The sequence below is a fragment of the Nocardioides sp. AX2bis genome, assembly GCF_902506435.1.
GTDB lineage: Bacteria > Actinomycetota > Actinomycetes > Propionibacteriales > Nocardioidaceae > Nocardioides.
Window position 1 is genome coordinate 3062037 of sequence record NZ_LR733215.1, and the last position, 13927, is coordinate 3075963.

The following is a 13927-nucleotide window of genomic DNA, read 5'->3' on the forward strand; positions in this document are numbered from 1 at the left end:
CCAGGAGGTCGCGTGCCCGACACCGTCCCCGGACCGCTCGCCGGCGTCCTCGTCGTCGAGGTCGGGTCCTTCCTCGCCGCCCCGTTCGCGGCCACCCAGCTCGCCGACCTCGGCGCCCGCGTGGTCAAGGTCGAGACGCCCGGCTCCGGCGACTTCGTGCGGGGCAACGCGCCGTACGTCGACGGCGAGAGCTCCTCGTTCGTCCGTCTCAACCGGAACAAGGAGTCGGTCGCGCTCGACCTGAAGTCCGACGAGGGTCGCGACGCCTTCCGTCGGCTCGTCGCCCGCGCCGACGTGCTGGTCGAGAACCTGCGTCCCGGCGCCATGCGCCGGATGGGGCTGGGCTACGACGACCTCGCCGCCGACAACCCGGGCCTGGTCTACGCCTCGGCGTCCGGCTGGGGCCAGGACGGTCCGCTCGCGCAGCAGCCCGGTCTCGACATCATGGCCCAGGCCCGCTCCGGGCTGATGAGCGTGACCGGCTTCCCGGACGGGGGGCCCGCCAAGGTGGGCGTCCCGGTGTGCGACCTGATGTGCGCGATGTACGTCGCCCTCGGCGTCACCGCCGCCCTGCGCGAGCGGGACCGCTCCGGGCAGGGCCAGCACCTCGACGTCTCGCTGCACGAGGCCGGCGTCGCGCTCGGCGTGTGGGAGGCCGGGCGCTGGTTCGGCGGCGGTGGCGTGCCGGGACCCCAAGGCTCCGCGCACCAGTCGCAGGCGCCGTACCAGGCCGTGGTCACCACCGACGGCCACGTCACGATCGGCGCGAACACCCCGACGCTGTGGCTGGCCTTCTGCAGCGCGCTCGGGCTCGACGCGCTGCCCGCCGACCCGCGCTTCGTCGACAACACCGCCCGGATGACGCACCGCGACGCGCTGGTCGAGGCGGTCGAGGCGGTCACCGCGACGATGAGCACCGGCGCGGTGCTCGACGTCCTCGGGGCCGCCGGGGTGCCGTGCGCCCCGATCCAGACCTACGACCAGGTCTTCACCGACCCGGCGCTCGAGGCCCGGGACTTCTTCTGGGACGCCGAGCACCCGACGCTCGGCGCGGTGCGACAGGTCGGCTCGCCGATGCGCTTCTCCCGTACGCCGGTGCGCCGCGGGCCGGCCGGCCCCGTGCTCGGCGCCGACACCGCGGCCGTCCTGGCCGAGCTGGCCCCCACCACCGAGGAGACCCCGTGAGCCCCACCACCGACGACCTGCAGGTCCGTCTCGAGGGCCCCGTGCTGCACGTGGTCTTCGACCGTCCGGAGGCCCGCAACGCGATGACCTTCGCGATGTACGAGGGCCTGGTCGCCGCCTGCGAGCAGGCCGACGCCTCCGCGGAGGTCCGCGCGGTGCTGCTGCGCGGCGCCGGCGGTCGCGCGTTCGTGGCCGGCACCGACATCGCCCAGTTCGCCGGCTTCGACGGCCCGCGCGGGGTGGCGTACGAGCAGACGATCGACGCCACCATCGAGCGGCTGCTGGCCGTCCGGGTGCCGGTCGTCGCGGCCATCGACGGCGCCTGCGTCGGGGGCGGCCTGGCCATCGCGGCCGCGGCCGACGTCCGCGTGGCCCACACCTCGGCGCGCTTCGGCTACCCGATCGCCCGGACGCTGGGCAACACGCTCTCGGCGCGCAGCTACGCCCTGACGCTGCGCCACTTCGGGCACGCCCGGACCATCGACATGATCACGACCGCCCGGCTGCTCGACGCCACCGAGGCGCAGACCTGCGGGTTCGTCACCCGGACCACCGACGACGTCGACGCCACGACGACCGAGGTGCTGGACGCGATCCTGTCCCACGCGCCGCTGACCATGGCCGCGGGCAAGGAGATCCTGCGCCGGCTGCACGCGGCGGCCGGCACGGTCGACGTCGACGACGTGGTCGCCGGCGTCTACGGCTCCGACGACTTCGCCCGCGGCGTCGCCGCCTTCACCAGCCGCGGCACCCCGGACTGGCAGGGCCGCTGAGGCGGCCCTGCCTGGCCGGAACCGTCACCTCGACGCGCCGCGAGCGTCATCTCGGCTGTCCGCGAGCGTCATCTCGGCTGTCCGCGAGCGTCATCTCGGCTGTCCGCGAGCGTCATCTCGGCTAGGCGTGGGCGGGGTTGTCGGCGGCCCGCCGGCCGCCCGACGCCGAAGCCGACGCCGACGTCATCGCCTCCTGCACCAGCTCGACCGGGTGCCAGGCGGAGCGCTCGGTGCCGTGGAAGATCTGCTCGCGGCAGGAGGTGCCGGTCGCGCAGATGACCGTCTCGCGGTCCTCCGCCTCGATCGCCGGGAAGAGCCGGTCCGCGCCGACCTTCATCGACATCTCGTAGTGCTCGGCCTCGTAGCCGAACGAGCCGGCCATCCCGCAGCAGCCGGCGTCGAGCTCGACGACCTCGGCGCCCGGGATCCGCTTCAGTAGGGCGACGGTCGCGGCGGTGCCGACCTCGGCCTTCTGGTGGCAGTGGCCGTGGTAGAGGATCCGTCGGCCCGCGAGCCACGAGTCCTCGGCGAACGCCAGACGCCCGTCGTCGACGGCCTCGACCAGCAGCTCCTCGACCTGGCGCACGCGCCCGGACACGTCCTGCACGTTCGGGTCGTCGGGGAGCATCGAGACGTGCTCGTCGCGCAGGGTGAACAGGCACGACGGCTCGCAGCCCACGATCGGGGAGCCGGCCGGGGTGTTCGTCGCGAGGTCGGCCGCCATCGTGCGGGCCTTGCTCGTGGCCTCGTCGACCAGGCCCTTGGACAGCGCCGAGCGGCCGCAGCAGCCGGTGCTGGCGAGCTCGACCTCCCACCCGGAGCGCTGGAGCATCCGGATCGCGGCCTGGCCGATGTGCGGCTCGGAGTAGGAGGTGAACGAGTCGGCCAGGAAGTTGACGGTGCCCTGGGTGGCCCTCGTCGTCGACCGGCGACCCTCGCTGCCGTACCAGCGCACCAGGTTGCGGCGCTTGAACTGCGGCAGGGGGCGCTGCCGGGCGATGCCGAGCACCTTCTCCATCAGGAACCGCAGCACCGGGATCCGGCCGGGGACATTGGCCAGCGGGCCGAAGAAGGAGCCCAGCTTGTTGAGGGTCCGGATGTTGCCGAAGATCCGCGAGCGCAGCGGCACGCCGTGCTCGTCGTGGTAGTGCGAGAGCGTCTCGCTCTTCAGCTTGGCCATGTCCACGCCGAGCGGGCACTCCGACTTGCAGGCCTTGCACATCAGGCAGAGGTCGAGGATCTCGTGGAGCCGCTCACCGCCGAGCGCGGCCTTCGGGTCGGGCTCGGAGAGCGCCTTGACCAGGGCGTTCGCACGGCCACGGGTGGCGTGCTCCTCCTCGCGGGTCGCGATGTACGAGGGGCACATCGCCCCCGTGGTGCTCTTGCGGCATAGCCCGATGTTCATGCAGCGGTCGGCCGCGCCCCGCATCCCGCCCACGACCTCGAAGTCGAGGCGGGTGCGGAAGGCCGGCGCCGGCGGGAGCACCGCGTCGCGGAGGTTCTCGGTCATCGACGGGGCGTCGACGATCTTGCCCGGGTTCATGATGTTCGCCGGGTCGAAGATCCCCTTGACCTCGCGCATCGCCTCGTAGAGGTCGTCGCCGAAGATCTCGCGGTTGAACTCGCTGCGGGCCAGGCCGTCGCCGTGCTCGCTGGAGTTGACGCCGCCGAACTCCTTGACCAGGTCCTTGATCTGCTCGGCCACGCGACGCATCCGGACGATCTCGTCGGGCCGCGACAGGTCCACGAACGGGCGGATGTGCAGGCAGCCGACCGAGCAGTGGCCGTAGAAGCCGGCCTTCATCTCGTTCTCGTCGAGGATCTCGGCGAAGCGGGCGGTGTAGTCGGCCAGCCGCTCGGGGGGCACCGCGGTGTCCTCGACGAAGGCCAGCGGCCGGTTCGAGCCCTGGCTGGCGGCCATCAGCAGGCCCAGGCTGGACTTGCGCACCTTCAGCAGCGCGGTCTGCTGGGCCGCGGTGACCAGGCGCAGCGTGTGGTAGCCGTGGCCCTTCTCGTCCCAGACCTCGATCAGGTGGTCCAGGCGCGCCAGCACCTCGTCGCGGTCGTCGCCGGTGAAGGAGACGAACAGCAGCGCGGCCGGGTCGCCGACCAGGGACGAGCCGAGGTCGGCGTACTCGATCTTCTGGCGCGACAGGTCGAGGATCGTCTTGTCCATCAGCTCGACCTGGGCCGGCTCGCAGGACAGCGCGTCCATGGTGGCCTCGATGGCCTTCTGCGTGGTGTCGAAGTGGCCCACGGCGTAGACGGTGTTCCCGGGCTTAGGGACCAGATCGACCTCGGCGACGGTGGCGGTGACCAGGGTCCCCTCGCAGCCGACGACGAAGGTCGCCAGGTCGAACGGCGTCGCGGGGTCGGCCAGGCGGTCCAGGCGGTAGCCGCAGGCCCGGCGCCAGAACGGCGGCATGCCGTCGGCGATCGCTCTCCGGTTCTCCTCGACGATCCGCGGCAGCTCGCGGTAGAGCGAGCCCTCCAGGGTCGGCATCGAGGCCCGCCGGTGCACCTCCGCGTCGTCGACGGGCTCGAAGCGCGCCGTCGAGCCGTCCGAGAGCACCACGTCGAGCGCGCGGACGTGGTCGATCGTCATCCCGAACCGCAGCGACCCGCTGCCGGCGGAGTTGTTGCCGATCATCCCGCCGATGGTGGCCCGGTTGCTGGTCGAGGTGTCCGGGCCGAACATCAGCCCGAACGGCGCCGCCGCCCGGTTCAGCTCGTCCTGCACCACGCCGACCTCGACCCGAGCCGTACGCCGCTCGGGGTCGAGGTCGAGGATCCGGTTCATGTGCCGCGACAGGTCGAGCACGATGCCCGCGCCGATCGTCTGACCGGCCAGGCTGGTGCCGGCCCCGCGCGGGGTCACCCGGACACCGTGCTCGGCGGCGACGCGGACGGCGGCCGCCACGTCGTCGGCGTGGCGGGGGTAGACCACGCCCAGGGGGCGGATCGCGTACATGCTCGCGTCCCGGGAGAACAGGTGGCGGCTGTAGTCGTCGAAGGCGACCTCGCCCTCGACCGCGGCCTCCAGGGCCGCGGCGAAGCCCGGCGGGGCCTCGTCCGGGCCGACGGTGCTCTCGGGGGGCGCGGTCGTCGTCATGGTCGCTCAGTCCTCTTGCAGCACGGCGAGGGCGGCCTGGACGCCGCCCGGGGTGAACGGGACGCCGGCGAGGCCGAGACCCATCTCCACCCCGCCCAGCGTGCCGACCAGGGACAAGTCCTCGAAGTGGCCGAGGTGCCCGATCCGGAAGACCCGACCGGCGAGCTTCGTCAGGCCCGCACCCAGCGACATGTCGAAGCGCTCCAGGATGAGGGCGCGCAGCGCGTCGGCGTCGTGCCCCTCGGGCATCACCACGGCGGTCAGGACGCCGGAGTGCTCGCGCTCGTCGAGGCAGAGCACCTCGAGGCCCCAGGCCTCGACGGCGGCGCGCGTGGCGCGCGCCCAGCGCTGGTGGCGCGCGAACACGTTCTCCAGGCCCTCGTCGGCCAGCATGTCGAGGGCGACCTCGAGGCCGTAGAGCAGGTTGGTGGCCGGGGTGTAGGGCCACATCCCCTTCTCGTTGGCCGCCAGGATCGGCGTCCAGTCCCAGAAGGAGCGCTTCATGCCGGCCGTGCGGTGGGCCTCGAGCGCCTTGTCGCTGACGGCGTTGAAGGACAGGCCCGGCGGCAGCATCAGGCCCTTCTGGGAGCCGGCGACGGTGACGTCGACCTTCCACTCGTCGTGGCGGTAGTCGATCGAGCCCAGCGAGGAGATCGTGTCGACGAGCAGCAGGGCCGGGTGGTCGACCGAGTCCATCGCCGCCCGCACGTCGCCGATCCGGCTGGTGACGCCGGTCGAGGTCTCGTTGTGGACCGCGCAGACGGCCTTGATCTCGTGGGCGGTGTCGGCTCCGAGGTGCGCGGCGACGGCGTCGGTGTCGACGCCGTGGCGCCAGTCGCCGGCCACCATCTCGACCTCGAGGCCGAGCTCGGCGGCCATCGTCTGCCACAGCGTGGCGAAGTGGCCGGTCTCGAAGCAGAGCACCTTGTCGCCGGGGCTCAGCGTGTTGACCAGCGCGGCCTCCCAGGCGCCCGTGCCGGACGCGGGGTAGATCACCACCGGGTTGGTGGTGCCGAAGACCGGCTTGATCTTCTCCAGCAGACGGGTGCCGAGCGCGGCGAAGGTCGGGCCGCGGTGGTCGATCGTCGGCGCCGAGATCGCGCGCAGCACCTCGTCCGGACAGTTGGTGGGACCGGGGATCTGCAGGAAGTGACGTCCCATGGGAATCCTCTCGTCCCGGACCCGACGCTCACGTCCGCCCGAGTGGTTTATCCGTCCAGCGGAAGTTCTCTACCGCTAAGTGGAGCGTAATCGTGACGTGGGCCACCCGTCCACCCACTCGAACCGTTCTCTGCCCAGGGCTTGACGAGACCTGAGTCACACGCCAAGGTCGGTGCAGCGAAAACTCTCTTCCGCTTGGCGGAATGAACCCGGAGGTCCTGTCCCTTGTCCATCGCTGTCGTCGCCATCATCGCGCTCCTCGTGCTGAGCGTGATCTTCCTGCTCTCCACGTTCCTACCGATCCACATGGGCGTGCTCGCCATCTCCGCCGCGTTCGTCCTCGGCATCCTGCTGCTGCCGGGAGGGTTCGGCTCCGACGCCCTCGACGAGAAATCGGGGATGATCTCGGACGGCTTCCCCGGGGACCTCTTCATCACCCTGGCCGGGGTCACGTTCCTCTTCGGCATCGCCAAGAACAACGGCACGGTCGACTGGCTGGTGCACGCCTCCGTACGCCTGGTCGGCGGCCGGGTGGCCCTGATCCCGTGGGTGTTCTTCGGCGTCACCGGGGTCCTGACCGGCATCGGGGCCGTCGTGCCCGCCGCCGTCGCGATCATCGCCCCGATCGGGATGACCTTCGCCCGCAAGTACGGCATCAACCAGGTCCTGATGGGCCTGATGGTGATCAACGGCGCCACGGCCGGCGGCTTCTCCCCGCTCAGCATCTTCGGCGCGATCACCAACGACACGGTGGCCAGCGCCGGTCTCGACGGCAGCCCGCTGTTCCTCTTCCTCGCCTCGTTCGTCTTCAACGTCATCCTCGGCGCCATCACCTTCGTGCTCTTCGGCGGGCGCAAGCTCCTGGGCGTGCGCGACGCCGGCGACGGCGAGCTGGTCTCCTCCGACGGCGCCAAGGTCAGCCGGTTCCGCGAGGGCCCGGCCGAGCAGACCGGCCAGAAGACGGCCTCGGCGTCCAGCGCCTCCCCGCTCGCGAAGCCGGGCGACGCGCCCGTGACCACGCTCGACTTCCACCGCAGCCTCACCATCGCCGGGATGGTCGTCCTCACCCTGGGCGCGTTCTTCCTGGGGCTCGACGTGGGCTTCTTCTCGTTCCTCATCGGGTCGCTGCTGTGCCTGATGAACCCGAAGATCACCAAGGGCGCGGTCGGCGAGATCGCCTGGCCGACGATCCTGCTGGTCTGCGGCATCGTCACCTACGTCAGCCTGCTGCAGAACCCCGCGCTCGACCCGGCGGGCGAGCGCGACGTGATCACGTACTTCGGCGACTGGGCCGCCGGCCTCGGTGCCGCCGTGATCGCCGCCCTGCTCGTGCTCTACGTCGGTGGCATCGTGTCGGCCTTCGCCTCCACGACCGGCATCCTGGGTGCGCTGATCCCGCTCGCGGTCCCGTTCCTGGACGGCCCCAGCGCCGTCCTCGGCGTGGTCGCCCTGGTCACCGCGCTGGCGATCTCCTCCTCGACGGTCGACTCCTCGCCGTACTCGACCTCGGGCGCGCTGGTGGTGGCCAACGCCAACGAGGCGGACCGGGACCGGGTCTACAAGAGCCTGCTCACCTGGGGCTTCTCGATGGTGGCGGTCGTCCCGCTCGTCACCTGGGTGCTGTTCATCCTGCTCGGCGACCAGGCGCTCGGCCTGGGCCTCCTGCAGTGACAGCCACGCCCGGGCGCTGACCCGGGCTCGACGAGGGGGAGGTGCGCCGGTCGGCGCACCTCCCCTTCCGCTCAACGGTAGGATGTTTTCGACAAACGGAAGAAGAACAGGGGGCAGTCGTGGCTGAGGACGAGAAGTCCCGCTCGACGGGCGGGGTCCAGTCCATCGCCCGTGCGTTCCGGCTCCTGGAGATCGTCGCCACCAACGGCGGCGTGATGGGCCTGTCCCAGCTCGCGGTGCAGTCCGGCTTCCCGCTCCCCACGATCCACCGCGCCGTGCGCACGCTGGTCGACCTCGGCTACCTGCGCCAGGAGCCGTCACGGCAGTACGCCCTCGGCCCGCGCCTGCTGCTGCTCGCCGAGAGCTCCTCGACGATGCTGAACTCCCTCGCGGCCCCGCACCTGCGCCGCCTGGTCGACGAGCTCGGCGAGACCGCCAACCTCGCCCTGCTCGACACCGACCGGATCGCCTACGTCGCGCAGGTCCCGGGCCGTCACGCGATGCGGATGTTCACCGAGGTCGGGCGGCGCGTCCTGCCCCACTGCACGGCCGTGGGCAAGGTCCTGCTCTCGACGACGCCGACGACCGAGGTCCACGACCTGCTCGTGCGCACCGGCATGCCGCGCTACACCGACCACACGATCACCGACGCCGGCTCCTTCGACGCCGAGCTCGACCGCACGCGGGAGCGCGGCTACGCCGTCGACGAGGGCGAGCAGGAGGTCGGCGTGCGGTGCGTGGCCGTCGCCGTGCCCCAGTCCCCACGCCAGTCCGGCCCCCGGCCCGTGGCCCGGCTGGCGGTGTCGATCTCGGGCCCGGCCCCCCGGATGACCGACGACCTGCTCACCGAGGCCGTGCCCGCCCTCCACCGGGCCGCCGCGGCGATCGCCGACGACCTCGCCTGACCCAGGACCACACGAGCGGGTGAGGAGCCCTCGGGTCATAGTTGAACGGTCAGCGCGATCGTGCCGCCCCCCGGCGGCCGGTCGCTCCCGTACGAGAGGACCCCTGTGACCGTCTCCGTCCCCGCCCTGTCCGCCGCCTCCGCCGACGCCTCCTTCGAGAAGGTGCAGCTCGAACGCCGCGACCTGCGCCCCGACGACGTCCGCATCGACATCCGCTGGGCGGGCATCTGCCACAGCGACATCCACACCAAGCGCGAGGAGTGGGGCCCGGTCTCCTTCCCGCTCACCCCCGGCCACGAGATCCTCGGCACCGTGCTCGAGGTCGGCCCCGAGGTCACCACCCACGCCGTCGGCGACATCGTGGGCGTCGGCTGCTTCGTCGACTCCTGCCTCGAGTGCGCCGCCTGCAAGGACGGCGAGGAGCAGTACTGCGAGAAGGGCGGCGTGGGCACCTACGGCGTCGAGGGCTACGACGGCGAGATCACCCAGGGCGGCTACAGCGACCAGGTCGTCGTGCGCGACCACTTCGTGGTCAAGGTGCCGGACTCCTACGACGAGTCGCAGTACGCCGGCGTCACCCCGCTGCTGTGCGCCGGGATCACCACCTACCACCCGCTCAAGCAGCACGGTGTCGGCCCGGGCACGCGGGTCGGCGTCATCGGCCTCGGCGGCCTCGGCCACGTCGGCGTCAAGATCGCCGCGGCCATGGGCGCCGAGGTCAGCGTCCTGTCCCGCACCGACGCCAAGAAGGAGGACGGCCTGTCCTTCGGCGCGCAGCACTACTACGCGACCGAGGACGAGTCGGTCTTCGACGAGCTCGCCGGCTCCTTCGACGTGCTGCTCAACACCGTCGGCTCGGGCATCCCGCTCGACAAGTTCATGGGCCTGCTCGCCCGCGGCGGCGTGATGCACAACGTCGGCGCCCCCGAGGAGAACCTCGAGGTCAGCGCGTTCTCCCTGCTGGCCAACCGCCGCCAGATCGCCGGCAGCATGATCGGCGGCCTCCCCGAGACGCAGGAGATGATCGACTTCTGCGCCGAGCACGGTGTCACGGCCACGGTCGAGGTCATCTCCGCCGACCAGGTCGACGACTACTACGACAAGGTCGTCTCGGGCGACGTGCGCTACCGCGCGGTCATCGACACCGCGACGCTCCAGGGCTGAGTCCCCGCGCGTGGCCGACGTCCCGACGGACGTCGGCCACCGTAGGATCGGTCCGACATGAGCCCTGCCGATCCCCTGCTGAGCGTCGTGGTCCCGGTCTACCAGGGAGCGACGGTCCTCGGCACGGTCCTGACCTCGGTCCTGGGTCAGCGCGGGGTGCGGCTGGAGGTCGTCGTCGTCGACGACGGGTCGACCGACGACAGCGGGGCGGTGGCCCACGAGGTCGCCGCCCGTGACCCCCGCGTCCGGGTCGTGACCCAGGAGAACCGCGGTCTCGGGGCCGCCCGGAACACCGGCGTCCGGCACGCCACGGGCGACCTGCTGGCCTTCGCCGACGCCGACGACGTGGTCCCGCCCGGGGCGTACGCCGCGATGGTCTCCTCCCTGGGCCGGTCCGGCTCCGACCTCGCGGTCGGCAACGTCACCCGCCAGGTGGGCGACGAGGTGCCCCGGGTGGCGGCCTGGATGGTCCCCGTCCACCGCCGCCGGCGCACCGCCGCCCGGCTCGAGGACGTCCCGGGCGTGCTCGGCGACCTCTTCGCCTGGAACAAGGTCTTCCGCCGCGCCTTCTGGGACGACGCCGGCCTGGCGTTCCCCGAGGGCGTCCACTACGAGGACCACGTCCCGTCGGCGCGGGCCTACCTCGCGGCCCGCGGCATCGACGTGCTGCCCGAGGTGGTCTACCGGTGGCGCGTCCACGAGGGAGCCGGGTCCATCACCCAGCGCAAGCACGAGCTGCCCAACCTGCTCGACGCCCTCGCCGCCCGCCGCGAGTCCACCGCCCTGATCACCGCCGGGGCCGGCCCGGCCGTCGTGCGGTCCTGGCAGGAACGCATGCTCAACGGCCTTCCCGTCTTCATCGAGCAGGCCCCGCGCGACGAGGTCTACTGGGAGCACCTGCGTGAGGGCGTACGCCGGGTGCTGGCCGCGATCCCGCCGGACGCCCTCGCCGCCACCCCGGTGCGCGCCCGGGTGCTGTGCTGGCTGGTCGCCCACGCCGACCGCTCCGCGGTCGATGCCCTGCACACCCTGCTGGAGGGACCCCGCGAGCAGCGGCCGCGTCCCCGGCTGCGCGACGGGCACACCGAGCTCGACGTGCCGGACCTGCCCGGGCTCGACGTCCCCTGGCCAGACGGGCTGCTGCGCCTGGCGGAGGTGGACACCAGGATCGTCGCCCGCCTGACCGGCCTGGGGGCCCTCGACGACATGTCCGGCCGGCTCCGGCTCAGCGGCGTGGTCCGTCTCGTCGGCGTGGCCCGCCCGGCCGGTGCGTTCGACGTGCCCGAGGTGACGGTCCTCCTGCGCCCCCGTGACCTGGCGCCCGGCGAGGTGGAGGGCGGCCGGGACGTCGAGGTGCCGTGCACCGCCACCGTCCAGGGCGACGTGGCGGACGACGCCCTCGAGCTCCCCCCGGTAGCGTTCTCCACCGTGCTGGACCCCGACGTGCTCGACGCCCACCTGCCGCGTGACGCCGACCTCGCCGTCGAGGTGCGCGTCCGACGGGGTGGCACCACGACCGACGGCTGGTTCGCCACCAAGACCTTCCCGCAGGCACCCCCGCAGGGCCTGCCGACGCCGTCGGGCTCGTGGGACCTCGGGTGGCGGCCCGGGCCGGGCCTGGAGCTGCGGACGGTGTCGCGATGAGGGTCCTGCTCCGGGGCTACATCGACCCGCGGACCAGCCCCTCGGCCTCCGAGGTGCTCGAGGAGGACCTGATCGGTCGCAACAGCGGCAACCAGATCTTCGGCGACGCCGCGTTCCGGGTGCTCGACCGCCCCGACACCGACCTCACGATCACCGACTTCCGCGGCTGGTGGCGGCAGGCCGAGCGGATCAACGAGGACTACGACGCCGTCGTGCTGCCCTTCGCCAACGCGTTCCGGCCGGAGTACCTCCCGGTCCTGCGCCGGTTCACCCAGCTCCTGCGGCGCCTGACGGTGCCGGTGACGGTGCTGGGCATCGGCGCCCAGTCCGACCTCGACTACACCTTCGACCCGCTCTCCCCGCTCGAGGACGACGTCCGCGACTTCGTCGCCGCCGTCCTGGACCGCGGCCCCTCGATCGGCGTGCGCGGGGAGTTCAGCGCCGCCTACCTGGCCCACCTCGGCTTCTCCGACGTCGAGGTCGTCGGGTGCCCGTCGGTCTTCCGGCACGGCGCGGACCTGGCGCCCACGCGGAGCACCACCCTGACCCGCGAGTCACCCCTGGCGATCAACCTGACCGGCCCGGTGGAGCACCCCGGCCTGCTCCCGCACCACCTCGACCGCTACCCGAACCTCAGCTACGTCGCGCAGGCCCGCGCCGAGCTGCGCACCCTGCTCACCGGCTCCACGCAGGACCGCGGCGGCCCGGAGCACCCCCGCGACCCGAGCCACCGGCTCTACACCGAGGACCGGGTCCGGTTCTTCCTCGACGCCCCGTCGTGGCTCGACTTCCTCGCCGGGCAGGACTTCTCCTTCGGCACCCGGATCCACGGCAACGTCGCCGCCCTCCTGGCCGGCACCCCCGCGCACGTCCTGGCGCACGACTCCCGCACCCGGGAGCTCAGCGAGTACTTCGGCATCCCGCACACGCGGATCGACCGCCTCGCCCCCGGCACGGACGCCGCCGACCTGCTGGCGCGCTCCGACCCCGCTCCGTTCCAGGACGGCCACGCCGAGCGGCTGGCACGGTTCCGCGGCTACCTCGACACCCACGGGGTGCCGCACACGCTCGACGCCTGAGGACGGGCGCTACTCGCAGACCCGGCCGGTTCCCGGCACCTCGTACACCGCGGTGACGGCGTCGTGGTCCGAGGCCGCCGAGGGGCGTACGGCCGCAGCGAGCGGCACCACGTCCGCGGACTGGTAGAGCCGGTCGATGCGGGTGGTGGCGCGGCCGGCGGGGTGCGTGGCGCCCTGGCCGGCGCCGACGTCGAACCACGTGTCGCGCAGGACGCCGTTCAGCACGCCGGCGACGTCACCGGTCGGGCTGGAGTTGAAGTCACCACCCAGGACGGCCGGGTTGCCGGTCGCGGCGCGGCGGGCACCGATCATGCCGGCGATGCTGCGGGCCTGCTGCGTGCGCAGCGGGGCGGCCTGCGGGGTGTGCTGCAGGTGCGTGTCGAACACGTCGAGGCGGGTGCCCCCGACGTCGAGCGTGGCCCGCAGCAGTCCGCGCTGCTCGAGGCCGTTCCAGTTGGGCAGCCGGGCGTTCGCCTGCTCGACGATGGGGAACCGCGAGAGCACGGCCGTGCCGTACTGCGTGCGCGCGCCCTTGCGGGCGTTGTAGCCGAAGGCCCAGTCCATGCCCAGGTCGGCGGCGAGGTCGGCGGGCTGGTCGCTGCGGGCCGCGTCCCCGCCGAGGCGGTAGACCTCCTGCAGGATCGCGACGTCGACGTCCCAGGAGGCGATGTCGGCGCGGACCCGGGCCAGGTCGTAGCCCCCGCCGGAGCGCGACCCCGCGCCCAGGATGTTGTAGGTGGCGATCCGGACCGTCGTGGACGGTGCGGGCAGGCAGGTGCGCTCCCGGGCGCGCGGGCCGCTGCCGGCGGGTCCGGCGGCCTGCTCCGCGCTGCGGGCGAGCTCCTCGAGCGCGTCGCCGACGCCGCCGTCACCGCCGTCGCCGTTGTCGCTGCTCGCGCGCTCGATCGGGGGGCCGGCCTCGAGGACGTCGCCGGGCTCCGCCGCGGCCAGCGGCTCGCCGGGCTCGTCACCGACGACGTCCCCGGTCGGCGGTGCCTGCGGGGTCCCGGCGTCCGAGGGGGAGGCACCGGCGTCGGAGGCCGACGTCGTCGAGGCGGTGACGGTGTCGTCGGTGACGGCGCGGACGCCGAAGAACCCGCCCACGACCAGCAGCAGCACCAGGCCGACGACCTGCAGGACCTGGCCGGACGGTCGGCGGCGGCCGCCGCGGTGCCCGTCCGGGCCCGCGGCGGGGCGCTCCGGGCCACCGGTCCCGCTGCTCGTGCTCACGAC

10 protein-coding genes are annotated in these 13927 nt (G+C 72.9%); 7 read left to right on the plus strand and 3 right to left on the minus strand.

The genetic code is table 11. The annotated features are described in order from the left end of the window. Window positions 1–12: 12 nt before the first annotated feature. Together GV155_RS20480 and GV155_RS20485 are read left to right on the plus strand one after the other, a co-directional pair. A complete protein-coding gene (locus GV155_RS20480) occupies window positions 13–1185 on the plus strand; it encodes a CaiB/BaiF CoA transferase family protein (protein WP_201300180.1) in 1173 nt (390 codons plus the stop codon). Next, the gene (locus GV155_RS20485) at window positions 1182–1958 is read left to right on the plus strand and encodes an enoyl-CoA hydratase (protein WP_201300181.1); all 777 of its coding nucleotides are present in this window, start codon (window positions 1182–1184) and stop codon (window positions 1956–1958) included. The genes GV155_RS20480 and GV155_RS20485 overlap by 4 nt, the downstream gene beginning before the upstream one ends. A gap of 121 nt (window positions 1959–2079) precedes the next feature. On the opposite strand, the gene GV155_RS14725 is transcribed toward GV155_RS20485, so the two are convergent. After that, the gene (locus GV155_RS14725; RefSeq protein ID WP_160009135.1) at window positions 2080–5070 is read right to left on the minus strand and encodes an FAD-binding and (Fe-S)-binding domain-containing protein; all 2991 of its coding nucleotides are present in this window, start codon (window positions 5068–5070) and stop codon (window positions 2080–2082) included. Between the two features lie 6 nt (window positions 5071–5076). After that, window positions 5077–6231 (minus strand): pyridoxal-phosphate-dependent aminotransferase family protein, encoded by a 1155-nt coding sequence (locus tag GV155_RS14730; RefSeq protein ID WP_160009137.1) that lies wholly within the window; start codon window positions 6229–6231, stop codon window positions 5077–5079. 225 nt (window positions 6232–6456) lie between these two features. Between GV155_RS14730 and GV155_RS14735 the strand changes: the two genes are divergently transcribed. From GV155_RS14735 to GV155_RS14755, 5 genes are all read left to right on the plus strand, one after another. After that, entirely contained in the window at window positions 6457–7902 is a 1446-nt protein-coding gene (locus GV155_RS14735; protein ID WP_160009139.1) for an SLC13 family permease, read from the plus strand. A 119-nt stretch (window positions 7903–8021) separates the two neighbouring features. After that, on the plus strand, window positions 8022–8807 hold the full coding sequence (locus GV155_RS14740; protein ID WP_160009141.1) for an IclR family transcriptional regulator: 786 nt from the start codon (window positions 8022–8024) through the stop codon (window positions 8805–8807). A gap of 105 nt (window positions 8808–8912) precedes the next feature. Beyond that, the gene (locus tag GV155_RS14745) at window positions 8913–9971 is read left to right on the plus strand and encodes an NAD(P)-dependent alcohol dehydrogenase (RefSeq protein WP_160009143.1); all 1059 of its coding nucleotides are present in this window, start codon (window positions 8913–8915) and stop codon (window positions 9969–9971) included. A 57-nt stretch (window positions 9972–10028) separates the two neighbouring features. After that, window positions 10029–11615 carry a glycosyltransferase family 2 protein gene (locus GV155_RS14750; RefSeq protein WP_160009145.1) on the plus strand — a complete coding sequence of 529 codons (1587 nt, stop codon included), beginning with the start codon at window positions 10029–10031 and terminating at the stop codon, window positions 11613–11615. Next, window positions 11612–12694, plus strand: coding sequence for a polysaccharide pyruvyl transferase family protein (locus GV155_RS14755; RefSeq protein ID WP_160009147.1), 1083 nt, complete (start codon window positions 11612–11614; stop codon window positions 12692–12694). The genes GV155_RS14750 and GV155_RS14755 overlap by 4 nt, the downstream gene beginning before the upstream one ends. 9 nt (window positions 12695–12703) lie before the next feature. On the opposite strand, the gene GV155_RS14760 is transcribed toward GV155_RS14755, so the two are convergent. Then, window positions 12704–13924, minus strand: coding sequence for an endonuclease/exonuclease/phosphatase family protein (locus tag GV155_RS14760; protein ID WP_160009149.1), 1221 nt, complete (start codon window positions 13922–13924; stop codon window positions 12704–12706). Window positions 13925–13927 lie beyond the last annotated feature (3 nt).